This is a genomic window from Scopulibacillus cellulosilyticus, from assembly GCF_042665295.1.
GTDB classification, from domain to species: domain Bacteria; phylum Bacillota; class Bacilli; order Bacillales; family Sporolactobacillaceae; genus Scopulibacillus_A; species Scopulibacillus_A cellulosilyticus.
Genome location: NZ_JBHTCO010000002.1, coordinates 166,765 through 185,501 on the forward strand (window position 1 = coordinate 166,765; position 18,737 = coordinate 185,501).

At 37.8% G+C, this 18,737-nt stretch carries 20 protein-coding genes and 2 pseudogenes; 14 read left to right on the top strand and 8 right to left on the bottom strand.

Annotation, left to right across the window (positions count from 1 at the left end; translation table 11 throughout):
* The first annotated feature begins 122 nt into the window (after positions 1-122).
* Positions 123-608, top strand: coding sequence for a DUF2690 domain-containing protein (locus ACFQRG_RS01870; protein WP_380963043.1), 486 nt, complete (start codon positions 123-125; stop codon positions 606-608).
* Between the two features lie 297 nt (positions 609-905).
* Here ACFQRG_RS01870 and ACFQRG_RS01875 read toward each other — a convergent pair whose 3' ends face one another.
* On the bottom strand, positions 906-1,121 hold the full coding sequence (locus ACFQRG_RS01875) for a spore germination protein (protein ID WP_380963045.1): 216 nt from the start codon (positions 1,119-1,121) through the stop codon (positions 906-908).
* A gap of 289 nt (positions 1,122-1,410) precedes the next feature.
* Here ACFQRG_RS01875 and ACFQRG_RS01880 point away from each other — a divergent pair, with 289 nt between their 5' ends.
* Positions 1,411-1,863: a VOC family protein gene (locus ACFQRG_RS01880; RefSeq protein WP_380963047.1), complete on the top strand. Its 453-nt coding sequence runs from the start codon at positions 1,411-1,413 to the stop codon at positions 1,861-1,863.
* A gap of 311 nt (positions 1,864-2,174) precedes the next feature.
* Here ACFQRG_RS01880 and ACFQRG_RS01885 read toward each other — a convergent pair whose 3' ends face one another.
* Entirely contained in the window at positions 2,175-2,669 is a 495-nt protein-coding gene (locus ACFQRG_RS01885) for a DinB family protein (protein WP_380963049.1), read from the bottom strand.
* Positions 2,670-2,836: 167 nt separating this feature from the next.
* A pseudogene (locus ACFQRG_RS01890) lies at positions 2,837-3,016 on the bottom strand (DUF6262 family protein); the annotation flags it as partial.
* A 290-nt stretch (positions 3,017-3,306) separates the two neighbouring features.
* Here ACFQRG_RS01890 and ACFQRG_RS01895 point away from each other — a divergent pair.
* The 4 genes from ACFQRG_RS01895 to ACFQRG_RS01910 all read left to right on the top strand — a co-directional run bounded on the left by ACFQRG_RS01895 (position 3,307) and on the right by ACFQRG_RS01910 (position 7,097).
* Complete coding sequence (locus ACFQRG_RS01895; RefSeq protein ID WP_380963051.1) at positions 3,307-3,690, top strand: thioesterase family protein; 384 nt, start codon at positions 3,307-3,309, stop codon at positions 3,688-3,690.
* Between the two features lie 73 nt (positions 3,691-3,763).
* Positions 3,764-4,828 carry a pyruvate dehydrogenase (acetyl-transferring) E1 component subunit alpha gene (pdhA, locus tag ACFQRG_RS01900; RefSeq protein WP_380963053.1) on the top strand — a complete coding sequence of 355 codons (1,065 nt, stop codon included), beginning with the start codon at positions 3,764-3,766 and terminating at the stop codon, positions 4,826-4,828.
* Positions 4,828-5,832, top strand: a complete 1,005-nt coding sequence (locus ACFQRG_RS01905) for an alpha-ketoacid dehydrogenase subunit beta (RefSeq protein WP_380963054.1) — start codon at positions 4,828-4,830, stop codon at positions 5,830-5,832. Before pdhA ends, ACFQRG_RS01905 begins: the two co-directional genes overlap by 1 nt.
* A gap of 14 nt (positions 5,833-5,846) precedes the next feature.
* Positions 5,847-7,097, top strand: a complete 1,251-nt coding sequence (locus ACFQRG_RS01910; protein ID WP_380963056.1) for a dihydrolipoamide acetyltransferase family protein — start codon at positions 5,847-5,849, stop codon at positions 7,095-7,097.
* A 181-nt stretch (positions 7,098-7,278) separates the two neighbouring features.
* Here the strand turns inward: ACFQRG_RS01910 and ACFQRG_RS01915 are convergent, their stop codons facing one another.
* From ACFQRG_RS01915 to shc, 3 genes are all read right to left on the bottom strand, one after another.
* Complete coding sequence (locus ACFQRG_RS01915) at positions 7,279-7,737, bottom strand: carboxymuconolactone decarboxylase family protein (protein WP_380963058.1); 459 nt, start codon at positions 7,735-7,737, stop codon at positions 7,279-7,281.
* Between the two features lie 61 nt (positions 7,738-7,798).
* Positions 7,799-8,329: a nitroreductase family protein gene (locus tag ACFQRG_RS01920; protein WP_380963060.1), complete on the bottom strand. Its 531-nt coding sequence runs from the start codon at positions 8,327-8,329 to the stop codon at positions 7,799-7,801.
* Positions 8,330-8,502: 173 nt separating this feature from the next.
* Positions 8,503-10,389: a squalene--hopene cyclase gene (gene shc / locus ACFQRG_RS01925; protein WP_380963063.1), complete on the bottom strand. Its 1,887-nt coding sequence runs from the start codon at positions 10,387-10,389 to the stop codon at positions 8,503-8,505.
* A 122-nt stretch (positions 10,390-10,511) separates the two neighbouring features.
* Here shc and ACFQRG_RS01930 point away from each other — a divergent pair, with 122 nt between their 5' ends.
* Positions 10,512-11,648, top strand: a complete 1,137-nt coding sequence (locus tag ACFQRG_RS01930) for a DUF2515 domain-containing protein (RefSeq protein ID WP_380963247.1) — start codon at positions 10,512-10,514, stop codon at positions 11,646-11,648.
* The gene (locus ACFQRG_RS01935; RefSeq protein ID WP_380963065.1) at positions 11,557-12,027 is read left to right on the top strand and encodes a CBO0543 family protein; all 471 of its coding nucleotides are present in this window, start codon (positions 11,557-11,559) and stop codon (positions 12,025-12,027) included. The genes ACFQRG_RS01930 and ACFQRG_RS01935 overlap by 92 nt, the downstream gene beginning before the upstream one ends.
* Before the next feature lie 63 nt (positions 12,028-12,090).
* Here the strand turns inward: ACFQRG_RS01935 and ACFQRG_RS01940 are convergent, their stop codons facing one another.
* Together ACFQRG_RS01940 and ACFQRG_RS01945 are read right to left on the bottom strand one after the other, a co-directional pair.
* The gene (locus tag ACFQRG_RS01940) at positions 12,091-12,360 is read right to left on the bottom strand and encodes a hypothetical protein (protein ID WP_380963067.1); all 270 of its coding nucleotides are present in this window, start codon (positions 12,358-12,360) and stop codon (positions 12,091-12,093) included.
* Positions 12,361-12,490: 130 nt separating this feature from the next.
* A pseudogene (locus ACFQRG_RS01945) lies at positions 12,491-13,580 on the bottom strand (GerAB/ArcD/ProY family transporter).
* A gap of 172 nt (positions 13,581-13,752) precedes the next feature.
* Here ACFQRG_RS01945 and ACFQRG_RS01950 point away from each other — a divergent pair.
* From ACFQRG_RS01950 to ACFQRG_RS01975, 6 genes are all read left to right on the top strand, one after another.
* Positions 13,753-13,998: a hypothetical protein gene (locus ACFQRG_RS01950; RefSeq protein WP_380963069.1), complete on the top strand. Its 246-nt coding sequence runs from the start codon at positions 13,753-13,755 to the stop codon at positions 13,996-13,998.
* Between the two features lie 11 nt (positions 13,999-14,009).
* Positions 14,010-14,549: a spore germination protein gene (locus tag ACFQRG_RS01955; protein ID WP_380963071.1), complete on the top strand. Its 540-nt coding sequence runs from the start codon at positions 14,010-14,012 to the stop codon at positions 14,547-14,549.
* A gap of 525 nt (positions 14,550-15,074) precedes the next feature.
* Complete coding sequence (locus tag ACFQRG_RS01960) at positions 15,075-15,212, top strand: hypothetical protein (RefSeq protein WP_380963073.1); 138 nt, start codon at positions 15,075-15,077, stop codon at positions 15,210-15,212.
* Positions 15,213-15,313: 101 nt separating this feature from the next.
* Positions 15,314-16,597, top strand: a complete 1,284-nt coding sequence (locus ACFQRG_RS01965; RefSeq protein ID WP_380963075.1) for a M48 family metallopeptidase — start codon at positions 15,314-15,316, stop codon at positions 16,595-16,597.
* 229 nt (positions 16,598-16,826) lie between these two features.
* On the top strand, positions 16,827-17,702 hold the full coding sequence (locus tag ACFQRG_RS01970; RefSeq protein ID WP_380963077.1) for a polysaccharide deacetylase family protein: 876 nt from the start codon (positions 16,827-16,829) through the stop codon (positions 17,700-17,702).
* 51 nt (positions 17,703-17,753) lie between these two features.
* Entirely contained in the window at positions 17,754-18,701 is a 948-nt protein-coding gene (locus tag ACFQRG_RS01975; protein WP_380963079.1) for an LCP family glycopolymer transferase, read from the top strand.
* Positions 18,702-18,737 lie beyond the last annotated feature (36 nt).

Below are 18,737 nucleotides of genomic sequence, written 5' to 3' on the forward strand. Positions count from 1 at the left end.
TTGAAATTTTTTGAGTATTTAAACCAACGAAGAATTTTATGATAATTACGTCTTATTACCCTTGCGTTGTAATAAATTTCCTCGTAAAATTAAACCAATTTTTATCAAAGGGAGGAATTTAAATGAAAAAGGTTTTAACTATAGGGGTATCCTTATTCATCGCTTTTGCCATGTTTTTTGCAGTTCAACCAACAGATAAAGCATCCGCACTATCTTATGATGGTTCAAACCCTGTTTCAACAGGTTGTGCTAATGATGCTGTCACCAAATCCTATAGTTATATTACTGACAGTCACGATAATGTTTATGGAAAAGTAGAGCTGAAATGGAGTGCGAAGTGTCGAACATCTTGGGGCAAAATAACGCTTTATCATGCCGCTCCGTATGATAAAGGTGCTTACTATGCGAATGCAAGAGTGTATAGTTACACAAGCAGCGGTACTTACAGAACGACATATAGTTGTGGTGATCGTGGTGGTAATGGGGCGATAATGAAAGGCCAAACATCCTGTTATACCGCTCAAGTGTATAATGGTGCTGGGTATATAGCTAAGGCTAAAGGGTATATCAATTGGGATATAGCCTCAGGAACGACTGGCTGGTACTAATCTGAGAAGAAATTTTGCATGACCGTGTAAGAGATTAAAAGTCTGCATAAAAGCCTGTTTGTACTTCCTTAACGTAGAAAAAGTTCCTATAATAATTATTACAAAATAAAAAATAAAAACTGAAGAAAAAGTTTCAGAATAACAGTATTAAACCGAAAGATATTATTTTCCTCTTAATCCCTTCATGTTTATCAATTGAAGGGATTTTGCTTCCAATAATAACGATTATTTAAACCACTAAAAAACCGACCTAACCTAGTAGATTGTTAGCTCGGTAAATAACATTCAAAAAAGGGTTTATCTATTCATTGTATTATTTTCATCATTAACATCTGAGTCAAACGTGTTTGTTTGTGAATATATACTATTTTCAATATGGAAATCTCCAGTTCGGTTACCTCCTGAGCCGTTAAAAAATTTTATTTCCTGCTTAGGTGCCAAATTGAGGGTGTCTCCAAAATTAACTGATCCACTTACATAATTGCATTTAAAAGCTTTAGCAATTGAAGGCAATATTTCCCACTCCTTAATTAAAAATAACCTGTATTTACAATGATAATAGGTATTATATGATGAAAAATTCTTAGGTGTTCAGCTCATTTTTAACAAAAATATTGGTGAAATGACCAAAAAAGAAACTCCGATAAGAACGGTTATGATTTTGTTCAACAATCGGGCCATTTTTGCGGAATAACTAAGATCATTTACTGAGTTCAGTTAGGATGGAAGAGGGACTGGAGTGTCTACATTAACCATTTCACTTAAACTTGTAACCAGAAATATTCTTTAGGAGGCTATCAAGATGGCAATAAAATATGTTCACACAAATATTATCGCTAATAATTGGGAAAAGCTGGCTAATTTTTATATAGAGGTTTTTAACTGTAAACCTTTATATCCTGAGAGAAATCTTTCGGGTGGATGGATAGAAAAAGTGACGAATATTGATAAGGTTAGAATTAAAGGTATTCACCTCGGCTTGCCGGGATATGACGAGGGGCCAACTTTAGAGATTTTTCAATATGATCCAGAGAATCTTAGGGTTAATTCTTCTTATGTAAATCAGCAGGGATATGGACATATTGCTTTTCATGTGGATGATGTTGAAAAGGTATTGAAGAAGTTGATAAAATATGGCGGAGAGAAATACGGAGAGTTAGTAAACCAACAGTATGAATCACTTGGTTTATTGACGGTTGTTTATGCAAAAGACCCTGAAGGTAACATTATTGAAATCCAAAACTGGAAGAGTTGAGGCTCTTCGTTTTCTACGTGTCTAGGAGTCGGGATGTTATGAGAATCTTAATGCAGTTTTTCGTCAAAGAAAATCCTTGAGAATAAATAGGAAAAAACAAGTTAATAACAAGCCGATGATTCCTTAGCGTAGGAAAAATCGGCTTTCTTCATGTCAAAATTGGCTAGCGTATGTTATCAAGACCTAAATTGTAGAAAGTCATAAAAAATAAAGGGCAATACATATTAGTTATGTATAATATGTATCGCCCATTTACTTCTTGCTCAAGAATCGCGCCCTATAATAGAATAATGTAAAGCTAATGCAGCTTTTTAAAAGCTGCGTTTCTCTGGCCAAGCTCCTTGCATTTTACTTAGGAATACAATTTGCCCAATATGATATGCGTCGTGCAATGCTAAACTCTTCAGTTCAAGCACTAATGAATTATCTTCTCCTGGGATCTGTCTATACAAATCTTCATGTTCTGATTTTGCTAGTATTTTTCCAAGTTCACGATGAACATAAAAGTATTCTTGTTTTGTTTCCTTCCAATTTTCTAACGTCTTAGTTGGTAATCGAAATGTAGATTCATTATTTTCTGCTTGTGGTTCATTCGCTGTTTCACCAAGAAATCGCATCAGAAATCTCTTTTCATAGAAAAGTAAATGACAAACTAATTCCCAAATGGAATTCATTGCCCCATCAGCTGGTTTCCAAATTGCCTGTTCAAAAGTAATATCCTCTAGCACTTTTTCAAGTGGTGGAAACCAGTCTTCTTCATCTAAGCAGCTTGCCCATTGTTGTAACAAAAGTGTCTTTACATCCATTTTCTATTCCCTCCAATTTAATCGCTTTAATAGATAATCCCTTTGGTCAAAATTCATTTGCGGCGTGTTGTTCTGGTATAACTTACAATTTCAAGATGAACCATCTAATTACCTTCCTTACTCCACAATCTGGCCCGATTGTTGAGCAAGCAGGTAACGGTGTTCCCTTAGATTTTTTTATAAACTTCTGCATAAGCGAATTTTAACTGCTCACGTAGTGCTTTATTTTCTAGATCTAACTTCTTAATTTTACGTTTTAAAGATTCTATAATTGCATCTTTATTATTCTCGTCGATCTCACGTTTTACCTGTTTTGAAGTTGGAACTTGAGTTTGATGATCTCGTAATAATACGGGGACATCCCCGATTGAAGCAAAAAGAGGTGAACTAGGATTCCTTTACTTTCTCATTTTCTTCTGAAAACTGCTGCTTTGCCGCTTAAAAGCGTTACATTAATTAAACGCCAGTGGTAATTTTGTAATATCGTAATTTATTTAATAAAGAAGGATAACCCTTATGATATAAGTATTTTTCAAATTAATTTGACGTTTATTTAACGAAATGGTATGATATCGTTAAATAAACGTTATATTTTTTAGATTCTAAATATAGTCATTCTTTGAAAAGGGGGAATTTAATGAAACCCGGAATGAAAATAGGCCAGACCGCAACAGTCAAAGCTGTTGTAACACCCGATATGTTTGCACAATTTGAAGGGCAAGTTGTTCACCCGGCACTTTCAACCGTTTCTATGGTTTATTATATGGAGTGGGCAGCAAGACAAATTATTTTACCCTTTCTTGAGGAGCATGAAGAAGGTATTGGAGGAGCAGTTTCTGTAAAACATATAGCGCCGACAACCGAAGGCGATAAGATTTCGGCAACTGCGACGTTGACGGAGTTAAAAGGGAATGCCGTCATCACAAGTGTAGAGGTATATAATACGAAAAGATTAATAGGTAAGGGTGAAGTTACCCAATTTATTTTAGATAAAGCTGATATAGCGTCTAAATTAGCATAATATTTCACTAAATGTAAGCGTTTACTTAAAAGTCATAAAAACAGTGAATTTGTTTATAAGAAAGGAGAATTTTATGGATTTGACATTTCCTATAAAGCAAATTGTTGATGGAAAAGGCCAGCTTGTTGATGAAACATATAAAGACCGGCTAACAAAAGATTTTGTCCATCAAGTTTATCAAAAAATGCTGTTTGCCAGAATGTTTGATAAAAAGTGTGTGAATCTTCAACGTCAAGGACGTATTGGTACTTATGTGCCGTTTGAAGGTCAAGAAGCATCCCAAGTTGGAAGCGCTCTTGCTTTATCTGAGGATGACTGGATGTTTCCAACCTATAGGGATCACGGCGCCACTTTAACGTTTGGCGCTTCGATGCGCAATATCCTTTTGTACTGGCAGGGCAGATATGAAGGCGTCCTTCCCCCGGAAGGCAAAAAGATCTTTCCTCCTGCCGTACCTATTGCTTCCCAGCTTCTTCATGCGACAGGAGCGGCATGGGCGGAAAAGAAAAAAGGTACAGACAGGGTTTCAATTGTCTATTTTGGCGATGGGGCGACATCAGAAGGCGATTTTCATGAAGGGCTGAATTTTGCGAGCGTTTTCCAAGCGCCTGTTATCTTTTTTAATCAAAATAACGGATTTGCCATTAGTGTGCCGATATCACGGCAAATGCACAGCAAAACCATCGCCCAGAAGGCATTGGCTTATGACATTGAAGGGGTCCGGATTGACGGCAATGATATTTTTGCCGTCTACTTTACAACGCTGAATGCGATTGAAAAAGCCCGGCGCGGCCACGGTCCTACTTTAATTGAAGCGGTTACATGGCGATACGGTGCGCATACGACATCTGATGATCCTTCTAAATACCGCGACCAATCAGAAAATGAATTACGGCGGGAGAATTATGATCCAGTTACCCGCGTTGAAAAATTTATGAAGAATAACGGCATGTGGGATGAATCCATGGAAACATTAGAACAAAAAGCATCTGAAGAAATTGAAGCGGCTGTTAAAGAAATGGAAGGTGCACCTCCCGCTGACCGCAATCACTTATTTGACCATGTTTTTGAGCGGACACCATGGCCGATTGCAGAGCAGAAGGAACAATTCTTACAACTAAGGGGAGGGAATGTCTAATGGCGACGGTTACTTCCGCTAAACAATTAACACTGATTCAATCGATTAATGACGCACTCCGGGTGATGTTGGAAGAAAATGATGATGTACTTATTCTTGGTCAAGATGTTGGAAAAAACGGCGGTGTGTTTCGGGCAACAGAGGGATTATATGAAAAGTTTGGCGAAGATCGCGTCATTGATACACCGCTTGCAGAATCAGGGATTATCGGTACTTCAATCGGCATGGCAATTAACGGCTTCAGACCAATCGCGGAAATCCAATTTTTCGGTTTTATCTATCCCGGCTTCAACCAAATTATGACCCATGCTTCCCGGATAAGAAACCGGACGCTTGGCCGTTTTACAGTGCCGATGGTCATTCGTACGCCATATGGCGCTGGTGTTCGGGCGCCGGAAATTCATTCTGACAGCATGGAAGCTTTATTTACACATATGCCCGGAATTAAAGTCGTTGTTCCGTCCAATCCCCATGATGCCAAAGGATTGTTGATATCGAGTATCGAGGATCCAGATCCCGTTCTATTTCTTGAACCAATGAAGATATACCGTGCGGGACGTAAAGACGTTCCGGAAGGTAAATACACTGTTCCGCTTGGAAAAGGAAATGTCTTAAAAGAGGGAGAAGATGTAACGATATTCACTTGGGGTGCGATGGTTCCGCCCGCACTAAAAGCGGCAGAGGAGATAGAAAAAGAGAAAGATATTCATTGTGAGGTCATTGATCTAAGAACGCTCTATCCGCTGGATAAAACATTAATTAAGGCTTCTGTAGAAAAGACAGGACGCGTCGTGATTGTTCATGAAGCTCATCAAACCGGCGGGGTCAGCGGAGATATTATATCTCTCATTAATGATACGGAAACAGCCTTTTTATCACTGAGAGCACCGATTGAAAGAGTGACAGGCTATGATGTCCCGGTACCAATGTCATCTCTTGAAGATGATTATCTGCCAAATGTTCAAGAAATGAAACATAAAATTGAACGAGTGTTCCGTTATTAGAGAGGAGGCCCGCTATGGTTGATGTGAAATTACATGATATCGGCGAAGGTATGACAGAGGGGGAAGTCATTCATTTATTTGTTAAAGTTGGTGATCAAGTTAAGGTCGATCAGCCTCTCGTTGAGGTGCAAACAGATAAAGTAACAGCAGAACTTCCTTCCCCTGCGGAAGGAACAGTTAAAGATATACTGGTTAACCGCGGTGACGTCATCGAAGTAGGTTCAACGATGGTGATCATTGATAATGGCCAGGAAGAAAATAGCCAAAGCCAAAAAACTGAAAAAGAACTATCCAATGATCAATCGTGGAAAGCAACGGAAAAGAAAGTAAATTTCAGTATGGAGCGTTTTGATTCAAAGGGACCAAAACGTATTTTAGCTGCGCCCCATACAAGAAAATTAGCCAGAATGCTTAATGTTAATCTTGAAGACATTAAAGGAACAGGTAGAATTGGCCGGATTACTGATGAAGATGTTGAGCGCTTCGCAAATAGTAAGACTAATCAAGAATCAGCATTGGATAGAACAGACCAGGAAGTGCCGGTACTTGCTTCCGGTTATGAAGATATACCATTTACCGGACGCCGCAAGGCAATAGCTGCTAAAATGACCCAATCGCTATTTACAATCCCGCACGTGACACATTTTGATGAGGCCGACATTACTAATCTATTGGAATTAAAAGCAACGTTGAAAAAATTAGATGAAAAACAGCAAAAAGGCTACAATGTTTCCCTTGCCGCTTTTTTTATAAAAGCGATTGCCATAGCATTAGGAGACTTTCCAATCTTTAATGCCAAGCTTGATGAAGAAAAGCAAATCATTCGCATGGAAAAGGCCGTTCATATTGGTCTCGCAACAGATACAGAAGAAGGACTTATAGTACCGGTTATTAAACATGTTGATGATAAATCAATACTGGCTATTCATAGAGAAATGAAAGAACTTATTCAAAAAGCAAGAGATAACAAGCTGAGACACGATGATATAACTGGAAGTACATTCACTATAAGTAATGTCGGACCGCTCGGAAGTACGGGTGCGACACCGATCATTAACTATCCGGAAGTGGGCTTAATGGCTTTTCATAAAACGAAAAAAATGCCGGTTGTTAATGATCAAGATGAGATCGTCATTCGCTCAATGATGAATCTTTCGATGACTTTTGACCACCGGGTGGCTGACGGAGGCAAAGCCGTTGCCTTTACGAATCGAATTATCGAACAGCTTGAAAATCCGGAGATTATGCTTGTTAATTTAAAGTAAGAAAACTCTCCGGATGGGGCTGATTCTAGTAAAAGTCATTTGTTTCAGCGATATTCTAAAAAAAGGTACTCTAAATAGGGTACCTTTTTAATCCATTTATGTTTTTACGACAAAATCTATAAAGAGTTTTAAATCATTTGGGCAATCGTAATCATTAAATGGCCGCGTATAACCTTTTACATTATTTTTGGCCAGGCTGATAATCCCCTGGTACACTGTTCATGGATATGGACAATCGGTTCCAGCTATTAATAGTGTTGATTATGATAATTAAGTCAACATATTGTTTTTCATCAAAATGCTGCCGGACCCGGTGATATAACTCATCTGGAACTCGTTTGTCTGCCACTAAGGTAACGGCCTCAGTCAATTCTAGAGCTGCGCGTTCAGCGTCACTATAAAACGGAGACTCTCGCCAAGCATTTAGGCAATATATTCTTTGTTCCGTTTCGCCATTGGCACGAGCATCTTTTGTATGCATATCCAAACAAAAGGCGCAGCCGTTAATTTGTGATGCACGAATCTTAATTAACTCAATCAAACTCTGGTCAAACCCGGTTGTTTTTGCATATTTTTCAAATTGGTGCATGATTTTATAAGCTTCAGGGGCTGCCTTTGCAGCGTTTATACGTTCCATCATTTTAAATCCTCCTCTTAAATACATAAAGACTTAGTAAGTACAGGAAAAATTAAACGGAATGTTATATTTTCTTGAATTGATCATAAAAAATAATAGATTCTTTTGGCGGCACCTGCTTAGGCTTGGGGGTCTCCTGTGGATAGCCTAATCCGAGAATAGCAACAATGCGCCGATCCTCAGGAATATTTAGCTTTTCACGAACATAACTCTCCCGCCGCTCCGACTCCTCTGCATCATCAGCATGATAAATAGCGCCAAAGGCAGTGCCAAGTTCAAGGTGGGTTGCTAATAACCAAATGAATCCGCACGCTATAGAAGCATCTTGCAGCCAATATTTACTGACTTCGTGGCATCCTGTTACAACAATAGCTGCCTCAGCCTTGCCAAGCCAAGGAACATAAGGTGTCGCATGCGACAGATGTTCTAATGTTTCATTTTCGCGAACTAATATAAATTCTCTTGACGGCAAGTTATTTCCGGATGGAGCAAGATATCCGGCATTCAGCAGTTGCTCTAAATGTTCTTCAGGAATAGGTTTGTCCTGAAAATTTGTTATTTCCCGCCTGTTTTTTATCGCTTTAAATACATCCATTTTGATGACCTCCTGTCTTTGAAATTTTGCCGGTATAAAGTCTGAAAATTCATCAAACATTTATTCGATTATATCATGATTAAACTAGCAAAGCTTTACCTTTCAAAAAATCTACCAAACAGGAGTTTAAATCAATGTCTAAAGCATATAAAACTCGCCGGCAAAGGGCGAGTTTATAAGGATTGAAACTTGTTTCTATAATGGGCTAAAGCCAAAAGGGGCCAGACGTGTTCATAACTATGGTAATTAATATAAAATGCTCCGGCCATACCCCTTCCTTTCGGATAAGTTGCCGTCCAATCCTTTTCTTTATGATTGACCAGAAACTTTACCCCGCGATTAATTGCAGGTGTTGGTTCGTTTGCTGCTTTAATCAAAGTATCAAGCGCCCAAGCGGTGTGTGTTCGGGTACTTGTCTTTAACGGAACATATTGATTTACGATATCACTTCTGCAGGATTCTCCCCATCCGCCGTCTATATTTTGGATGTCATGCAGCCACTTTAAACCTTTTCGAATGGTAGGATGCTTTTGGGAAATACCGACAGCCAGCATGCCTGTAATTGCTGTCCATGTTCCGTAAATATAGACCCCCCACCGTCCAACCCAAGAGCCGTCTTTTCTCTGATTATGTAAGAGCCAATTGACCCCGCGTCTGATCAATGGATGATTATTTTTTAAATGTGTATAGTTACCGAAAAATTCCAATGTCCTGCCGGTTAAATCGACTGTTGACGGATCATTGATGATGTCTATGCCGCCTTCAATAGGCAATAAGTTCAATATGCTTTTATTGACATTTTTTTCAAAGGCTGCCCATCCGCCGTCACTATTTTGCATAGAAATTATCCAATCAGTTCCCCGGTCCCAGGCCTTACGATAAGTACTTTCCTCGATTGCAAAAGTTCGAATCGCCCTTAGAGCAGCCGTTGTATCGTCAACATCCGGATTGAGTGTGTTAATGTTAGAAAACCCCCATCCGCCCGGTAATACATTCGGATTATGAAGGGCCCAATCCCCATATTTAGTATGTTGGCGGGAGAGCAGGTATTGGTTAGCCTTTCGAATAACATCGGATGAATGAGGCACGCCGGCCTCTTGCAATGCATCACTGATTAACGTCGTGTTCCAAACAGATTCCGTTGTATACTGGCAGTGAATATGGCCATCAATACGGCAAATCATCGATTTTAATCCTTGGATAGCATGAGTGATAAGCGGATCATTTTTCGAATACCCTCTCGATAATAAAGCAAATATCATCAGAAAGGTTGCACTGAAATAACTTAAAAAGGTGCCATCCGGTTCGATCCTTTCAATCATATACTGCTCTGCACGGTCCAAAGCAGCTGAATGAAGTTTTTCAGGAAGGCCTTTAAGTGTTTGAATGCCTTTATTGATCATGGTCAAAATTGAACGGACATCTTCCCGATCTTCTGTAAAAAAGCGATCCTTTAAAAAGCGATTTTCTCTTTTTAAGAAAAGGTCTGATAGATTAGGAGATTGTTTTGTTCTTATGCTAAATTCAGAATCAGCAAGAATGAGAACAGGGACAATATTTGCTCTGCCGTGCGGAGCGAAATCAAAGAGATTGATTGGAAATGAACTCGGCAGAAGCATCACTTCAACCGAAATGGGAAAATGCGGCCAAGTGTATTGCCCGGTCAACGCTAACATGATTTTCGCAAACATGTGTATTTTCGTTAACCCGCCCTTAAACAGAATAAACTGTTTTGCCTTTTGCATCGCCGGATGATGTTTATCAAGATAACCCGAGTAAAGGAGGGCATAATAGGCTTCGGCTGTGGCAGTAATATTTCCGTCTCCTTCGTCATAGAACAGTTTCCATGATCCATTTTGATCCTGTTTGCTGATAATACGCTCTACCAGCCCTTTAATCAATTCCTCATCATTTAATTCCAATGTTCGCAATAAGATAATCATATAACAGTCTGTAGAGATGCCCGTTTCAAAAGGATATTGCCACGATCCGTCGTGTGCTTGATCTTTAAAGAATTGATTTATGATCCGGTTGATTTCAGTATTTAGTCCGTGTATCACATGATCAACCCTTTCTCTAAAAATGCATCTTTGTATTTATATTCCTGTGAAATGACAAATATTCACCATTAATAGAAAGATAATGTTGATGATAATAACAAAGATTGAATAAAAAAAGGATGATGCCGTTTTTGCTGTATTCTCTTTCAGACGTTAAAAAGGAGTTAAAGAAGAAAAGCAGAGCAAAGGCTTTTCAAGACAAGCAAATAGCCTTAACAGAAGAGGAACAAAGATTGATTCATATCATTAATAAGAGTACCAGGAAACTTAATAAAAATAATGTGACCAGAACACAAGCTTATTTTCAGTTCTATCTTCAGTACCCGGAAATTCACTGGGCGTTCCTCGGACATATGGTATCGCGTAATGGCGGCTGGAATATGACGGATTTGAAAGGCGAATTATTTACTAAACTATTGTCGGAGAAAGAACAGCGTGTCTTTTTTTCCTTTTTGGAGCGCGGAAACTGGTTAATATTTCAAGACGTTTACCCGCAATTTTTACTATATGAACAAAGTATCAAAAGAAATAAAAAGATGTTCTACCTTCTCCCTTTTTTTGGTGTTTCAACTTTTATGGAAACGATGTGGAATTTTTTTTGGGTAAACGGCGACCCTTATCCTCTAGCCATTGCCACCATTATTAATGAGCAAAATTATTTAGAAAAAAGGGTCATCCAAAATAACTATTTTAAAAAAGCTGTTTTAGGGACTGTTGGATTTAAGCTTTATGATTTTTTCCGTTTTAATCATATTCTTTTTCCTTACTATGAAAAAGGTCATCAAAAAACAAGTCTTGCCGGTGAAACATCAAGGCATTTTACTTCTGTCCATGAACGGATTTTATTAGGAAAAAGGTTATATGCACTGCTTTTTTACCATGAGGATATTTTACGGGGGGCCTTTAATTGGGCCAAGGATCATCCGCATACCGGTTCAAGAAAAGATTACTGGCCGCATTTGTTTAATAATGTCAATGAGTCATTTCCCAGGGGGCTTTATAAGAGACGCATTAAAAATTGTGAATTAAGAAAAGGAATGGAGCGGTTATACAGTCCGCCATTAATATATGCTTGGGCGGATGTCGATCATCAGAAAGCGGAAGAAGGGGACTGGTTTGATGATTGGCATGTGATTGATTACCTGACAGAGAAGGATGTAGATACGGATGGAAAGATTTATAATGAATACTGTAAAACGCTTGAAAAAATCGAACTTACAATCATGGCAAAAAAAGCGCTGCTTCGGGAAGAAGAATAATAATAACCGCCGTGCAATGATCATAACCATTCTTCTCGTTTCATTAATTGGGACTTATTTGGATTTGATATTCGTCGGCAAACAAATGTATACCTTCCCGATAAGACCTTTCCCGGATGTGTTTACTATCAATATTGCTTTTACTTTAATTATTTTGCCGATCTTTACCGCTGTTTTTTTGCAAATTGCCAAACGTTTGCGTCCACTTTTAAAGGTTATCTTTATTTTATTGATCGGACTAGTTGCAAGCTTGGTTGAGCAGGTTGCAGAAAAATGGGGGTATTTTACCCATAGTGCTTCATGGGACCATAGCTATTCTTTTTTCGGATACAGCATTTTTCTGTTCTTGATATACCAATTTTATCGATGGCTTCTGTAACATGACTTGATTTTATAGTGAAAAAGGTAAAAACCATAAAACTCGCCAAGGTGGCGAGTTTCTTTATCTTGTTTGGATTGATGCTCCTTGGCCGGATGGAGAAGATAAATATGGCGTTACAATACCGTGTTTACTAAAAAGTGTCTCCTCTCCGCACCGGGCACAATAGGCAGCTTCAGGATCATTGACATACCTGCATCCTTTAGAGACTAACCCCGGCTCATCAGAACAGCGGTTAACAAGAGGGGCACCGCATTTAATGCAATATCTGTCCTTAGCATTACAAACGTTACCGCACCTTACGCAACTCTTATATTCATCATTATTGGCCAATGGATTCACTCCTTTAATATTATTACTATATGACTCAATGATGTCTTGGGTTACAGTTGTTATAAAAAAGAAGAAATCCGGTATTTTCTAATTAGAAGATGTATATGCTTAAATTGCAAAAGCTATGGAGCTAGGCCATTTTTCTTTTTCGAAAGACAGCAATAATAAATAATAAAAGCGGAATAAGCGTTTGGACCAAAAGGGAAAAGAAAGGGAATATAGTACTATTGTAACGGGCGTTTATAATTTCATTAGGTGTCCCCAAAATTCCAAGTACCAAAGTCAAAAAACCTAATGGACCAACGAGAGGCCGGTAATCAGACAGTCCCAGCCATTGGGCAGTAGACAGTACAAGAGCATAATGTACGACTGAAAACTTAACAAAAGTACCCGTGATCCAAATCGCCATGACAATTGATTCAAGATGCTGTAAGAAATCAGCAATACTAATATATTGAACCGCTGTTAAAAAGGGATATAAAAAATTTTGAAGTAAGTTCTCCAAATATAAATAGACAAACAAGATTCGTCGTAATAAACGTAACCATAACGGCAAAAACCGAAATCATCCCCCACTTCTTTCCTTTTTTAACATCAGTTAAGTACGGCAAAAGGAAAGAAATCAACAGAAATTCAGCAAACCAACTCTGCGGTGTAATCGCCCCTTTAATTGAGGGCATAAGCCCATTCTCCATAATGGGGAGGATATTCTTTGGATCTAATTCGGGTAAAAGTAATATGATGATAATTAACAGGGACAAGACATAAAATGGTATGAATACTTGAGCAACTCTTCCTATTGTTTCTATTCCCCCGAATACAGCAAAAATACAGACCAAGATTATCGTTGACATGATGACAATGATCGGTGTTTTGCTGTAAAAAACCCCAGTCATAAATTCAGCGTAAATGCGTATACCTCCCGCATTCATTTGAATATAAAAGTATAAAATAAGCAAATTAAGAACCTTTCCCGGAATTTTTCCAATAATATTTTCAATATATTGAATCATTGTCATTCCAGGATACATTTTATGGAGCTGAATGGCTAAAAAAACTCCGAAAAAACCGCAAGAACATGCCCATATTGGGGATAACCAAAGGTCATTCCCGGCATATTTCGCTGTTATAGACGGAATAAAAATAATCCCCGTACCAACAATTACTGGATACATCATGATCGCCATTTGAAAAGCAGTTATTTTCCCATTTTCAATCATAATCTATCTCCCAATTAAAAAAGGTTATAGGGAATATTTTCCCCAAAAATCAAACTGTTATTTACCTTTTTATTTACAGCGTAAATAAATGAAATGAACAGGGTTAAGACGCACAGGACAATGGCTTGCATACATATATTAATTTAAGGGAATAGAGGCGGGAGGTCTCATTATGGCTGTAAATATAAATTTTGGGGCTATCAATGTCAATGCACAGACACGTGACGGCACTGTATCTGTAGGGGAGAATAACCAAACAGGATGGTCAAACCACGGTAAAAATAATTATGGCAATGGGTTGCTTTTGGGTATAAACTTTTTTGCAAATAACTTGAGTAATATTATAGATAATGATGTTGTTGACGTTCCTGTAAATGATCAGGACGGCATTCCAAGTAATCAGAATCAAACGCTGTAAGGAGGCATAGCATGAGCCCGTCCAAATCTGTAGATGTAAATTTTGAACAGTTATCCATAAATAATATAGATAGTAATTCAGGCATTTTTATCGGAAATAATCACGCCAATGGCTGGTCTTACTCACATAAAAGCAATAACGGCTTTGGAACTATAAGCGGGCAGGTCAAGGATGCAATTCAAATTATATTTGATAATGATCATGTAGATATGCCTGTTAACGAAAGACAATATTATTTTCATGAAGAACCAGACGATGAACCGAATACGGAGGATAATAATTATTCGATATTCTCTGAGCAAAACATTGCCTTTGATGAAGTCAATGTTAATAGTCTTAGCAGTAACGCAACGGTTACTATGGGCAACAACCGCCAAAATGAATGGCATGCATATAGTAAGACAAATTCAGGTTTAGGCCGTTTAGTTGGGGAAAATCATGCATATCAAACGTCTACAAAAATCATTGACAACGATTTTATCGATGCTCCTATTCAACATAAAGTTCAAACTAAAGGATTAAAACCTAAAAATAAGACGGAAGAAAAATAATTATTAAAAAATAAATTAATACCTTGAATTTTCGGAAAACATGACATACAATAGGATAACACAACAGCTAACCGAAGTAACGAGAATGCGGCTGCTTTTACTCAATTATTCTAAATAAACTGGCGATTTTGAATTTATTATTGGTGCTTTTATGGTTGGACCAGGTATGGTTTCCTTTTGAAGACAGTTGATTTGTACAGGCTTTCGTTTTACGCTTGGCAGCCATGTCCCATAACGTAAAGAAAGTATAAGCATGTAAGCCAGATTTAAAGAATGGTAAGGTAAGGATATCAATTAGGTTTAAATGATGATTGAAAGGGGTATAGTTACTCATATTCCGTTAGTTGAATTAAAAAGCGGCGCATTATTTTTACAAAGTGTTTTAACGAAGTTTCTTAATATTAGTCTTACTGCACTGATTTTTAATCATATTTTTTATTTCACTTGTTTAACAAAAGTAACAGTCATTTTTGCCATAACAAGAAATAAATATATTTTTATACCTTAAGATAAAGGGTGATGATTATGTGGATACGTTGGATAGGCTATATTATTTCAGTTTTCTTTTCAGCAACAGCAGCGATGCTGGTTATTTTTCAAGGATATAATATGGGTGACGCGTTCATGGACTTTATAAGAGAATTCTTTCAAAATAAATCTTAAAATGAAAGCCTCCAATTTTGGGGGCTTTAATTAATGGGGCTTGTTCTAAAAACCTCGTCCGAGGACTAAACTATAATAGATGTCCAAGAGGAGGGGGTAACTTGAAAAAAGTTGCATGGTGGTTTTTAGGCATATACATTGTTTATCTCATTGTTATGGCACTGTATTTTTTTGTTTGGACGTCTCCGGGGGTTCCGGCGGAATTCAAGGGTACAGCAGCTGATCCCCATATTTTCATGACACATAAGCAGGTTATCTTGAGCCAAGATTATACAAGAATTCAAGATTGGATCGGTTTTGCAACTATTCCCTTAGACTGGGGTATCTATGTCTTTGTTCTTGTTTTTGGTTTTTCGACATGGTTAAGGAACCGCTCAACAGAAGTGACGCGATTTTCATTTTTTCATATGGCTGTTTACTTTTTAACTTTATCGATTGTGGCCTGGTTGATTTCATTTCCTGCTGACTATTTGGCCCACATGGTGTCCATTCATTATGGTATATCCGTCCAAGGGTTTTCCAGTTGGTTAAAAGATAACGTGACAAGCTTTTGGGTGAATTGGATTATCACATTTGTGTCAATTATTGTGATGTACTATTTTATCAGGAAATTTCCTAAAAAATGGTGGTTTCCTGTATGGCTGTTATCCATTCCGTTTGTTATTTTTTTAATGTATATTCAACCGGTTGTTATTGACCCCTTGTATAATAATATTCATCCTCTGCCGGATGGGAATTTGAAAAGAGAAATTTTACATCTTGCTGATAAAGCAAATATTCCGGCTCACAATGTCTATGAAGTTGATATGTCAAAGAAAACAAATGGCTTAAATGCTTATGTAAACGGCATTGGTTCAAACTTGCGGATTGTCCTTTGGGATACGACTGTTCACCGGCTGGATAATCGTGAAGTGTTGTTTATCATGGCGCATGAAATGGGACATTATGTCATGCACCATCTGTTTCTAAGTATGATCGGAACGATTTTCTTATCGCTTATAGGCCTTTACTTGACGTCAAAACTGTTTAGGGGAGCTGTTTCCCGTTGGGGTCAGAAACTCGGCATCAAACATCCCGGGGACATTGCTTCCTTACCAATATTACTGTTGATTTTCTCTCTTCTTAATTTTATCGGAACCCCGATGGAGGCGGCGGTTTCCAGGCATTATGAACATCAAGCTGACAAATATGCGATTAAGATGACTCAGGACAAACAGGCGGGTATCGATGCTTTTCAAAAATTAACTGTTGCTGGTCTTAGTGATGTAAATCCTCCGGCATTGGTTAAATTCTTCGATTATGACCATCCTACAACATTGGAGAGAATAGTATTTCTTGAACATTACCCGGTTAAACAGTCAAAGACTAATCATCATGGTGACTAATTCTCAGAAAAGGTCAGATGCCAATGGGTATCTGGCTTTTCATTTAAAAAATATTAGGTATTTTTGACTAGTTTGGTTCATAAAATTTTTATAGTAATAAATGATTGTTTAAATTCATTAAGATTGGTCATATTATCGAAAAATGTTAGGATTTGTTTCTTTTTTGTTACCCTTTTTACCAAATTATACATTATAATTAAATTAATGATATCGAGAAAAGGAGATTTTTATGGGAAAAGGGAGAAAAATATTCAAATTGCGCGAAGTATCCATTTTAGTTGCGGCAGCGCTTGTTATTTTTATTGTTGGTTTCTCGAACTTCGGAGATGAGGATGTTTCCGCTGCTTCTAAACAAACTCCCCCTAAAAAGGCTATGGCTCTTTCACAAACTGTTGAACCAAAAAAACAAATAGAAGGTTCCAAACTGGGTCAATCTATTGATAAAGAAGCCCGTCAACAATCGAAAGAAAAAATTGTTTACTTGACGTTTGACGACGGCCCGTCTCCGGATGTTAATAAATTAATGGATACTTTAAATAAGTATAATGCTAAAGCGACGTTTTTTATGTTAGCGCCTAATATCAAAAAGCACCCTGGTGCTGTTAAGCGAATGGCTGAAGAAGGATTCGGTCTCGGACTTCATGGTGTCACACATGATCCAACTAAATTTTATCATTCCGGGAAAAGCGCCTTACACGAGATGCAAAAAGATCAGTCCGTTGTTGAAAAAATTACCGGTGAAAAAACGCATATGGTTCGGACGCCTTACGGCAGTTTCCCTTATTTACTTGATTCTGACCGCAGTTTAATGGAATCACATGGTTTTAAAATTTGGGATTGGGATATTGATAGTAAAGACTGGCAGTTAAAAAGCCGGCAATATGTTCCAAAAGTGATTAATGATTTGAATAAAATTGAAAATACCGGAGAAACACCTGTCATATTAATGCATGATCATGAAAACAGCGCAACGCTGAAATATTTACCGGAACTATTAAGCTATCTGAAAGAACATCATTATATTATGAAAAGTCTTGATGATTCTATGAAGCCAGTAACCTTTCATTGTCATAATCGCTGCTTTGCATTTGGTTCTAAAACATAATTATATAAACAATACATAAATTATTAACAACACTTTGAAAGGAAGTTTTCTGTGAGAAAAGCAGCGACAATTGGAGCTGTCATCTTAATCTTATTATTTTTTGGGACAACAGGTTACGCTTATTATGTATATCACTCTGTACATAATACCTTCCAAAAGATAAATAAACCATTAAAAAATAAGGCTGATAAGGCTGACATTGCAAAAGATATTCAGACAGTTAAGCCGATTTCATTTTTATTGCTTGGGGTTGATGAACGTCCGGGTGATTCAGGCAGATCTGACACAATGTTAGTAGTCACGGTTAATCCGAAACAAAAATCTGCTAAAATACTGAGCATCCCCCGGGATACGCTCACGGCCATTCCCGGGCATGGCAAACAAAATAAGATTAATGCCGCTTATGCTTACGGGGGTCCTGACTTATCCGTTCATACCGTTGAACATTTGTTTCATATACCGATAGATTACTATATTAAGATCAATATGGACGGTTTAAAAGATCTGATTAATGCTGTTGGGGGTGTCACTGTCCAGAACGATTTTGCGTTTAATTTTAACGGTTATACATTCCCAAAGGGGAAAGTACAGCTTAATGGGGACAAAGCGCTTGCTTATGTAAAAATGAGGAAACAAGATCCGAATGGCGATTTGGGCAGGGAAAATCGCCAGCAGAAAGTTATTGAAGCAGTAATGAAGAAAGAAATGAATTTGTCAGGGCTTAAGAGTCTTCCGGATGTTTTACAAGCTTTACAAAACAATGTAAAAACAAACTTAACCCTTAACGACATGGAAACAATTTTTCAAAATGATAAAAGCGCCATGAACCAAATTCAAACGCTTCATTTAAGAGGGGAAGGAAAAACCATTGATGGCGTATGGTACTACGATATCCCTGATGAAGAACTTAATAATGTTTCAGACCAGCTAAAGAATCATCTTGGTATTGCCAAACGGGATAATCAGTCAGAAGACCAAATGAGTACAATCAGTCCTTAATTAATCAGTAAGGGTTCAAAAGGATTGTTTCCCGGA

Coding starts and splice junctions, on each gene's coding strand:
- ACFQRG_RS01910 (WP_380963056.1), top strand. CDS start 5,847: ATGGTTGATGTGAAATTACATGATATCGGCGAAGGTATGACAGAGGGG.
- pdhA (WP_380963053.1), top strand. CDS start 3,764: ATGGATTTGACATTTCCTATAAAGCAAATTGTTGATGGAAAAGGCCAG.
- ACFQRG_RS01895 (WP_380963051.1), top strand. CDS start 3,307: ATGAAACCCGGAATGAAAATAGGCCAGACCGCAACAGTCAAAGCTGTT.
- ACFQRG_RS01930 (WP_380963247.1), top strand. CDS start 10,512: ATGCCGTTTTTGCTGTATTCTCTTTCAGACGTTAAAAAGGAGTTAAAG.
- ACFQRG_RS01880 (WP_380963047.1), top strand. CDS start 1,411: ATGGCAATAAAATATGTTCACACAAATATTATCGCTAATAATTGGGAA.
- ACFQRG_RS01915 (WP_380963058.1), bottom strand. CDS start 7,737: ATGATGGAACGTATAAACGCTGCAAAGGCAGCCCCTGAAGCTTATAAA.
- ACFQRG_RS01950 (WP_380963069.1), top strand. CDS start 13,753: ATGGCTGTAAATATAAATTTTGGGGCTATCAATGTCAATGCACAGACA.
- ACFQRG_RS01955 (WP_380963071.1), top strand. CDS start 14,010: ATGAGCCCGTCCAAATCTGTAGATGTAAATTTTGAACAGTTATCCATA.
- ACFQRG_RS01935 (WP_380963065.1), top strand. CDS start 11,557: ATGGAAAGATTTATAATGAATACTGTAAAACGCTTGAAAAAATCGAAC.
- ACFQRG_RS01885 (WP_380963049.1), bottom strand. CDS start 2,669: ATGGATGTAAAGACACTTTTGTTACAACAATGGGCAAGCTGCTTAGAT.
- ACFQRG_RS01970 (WP_380963077.1), top strand. CDS start 16,827: ATGGGAAAAGGGAGAAAAATATTCAAATTGCGCGAAGTATCCATTTTA.
- ACFQRG_RS01870 (WP_380963043.1), top strand. CDS start 123: ATGAAAAAGGTTTTAACTATAGGGGTATCCTTATTCATCGCTTTTGCC.
- ACFQRG_RS01960 (WP_380963073.1), top strand. CDS start 15,075: ATGTGGATACGTTGGATAGGCTATATTATTTCAGTTTTCTTTTCAGCA.
- ACFQRG_RS01905 (WP_380963054.1), top strand. CDS start 4,828: ATGGCGACGGTTACTTCCGCTAAACAATTAACACTGATTCAATCGATT.
- ACFQRG_RS01920 (WP_380963060.1), bottom strand. CDS start 8,329: ATGGATGTATTTAAAGCGATAAAAAACAGGCGGGAAATAACAAATTTT.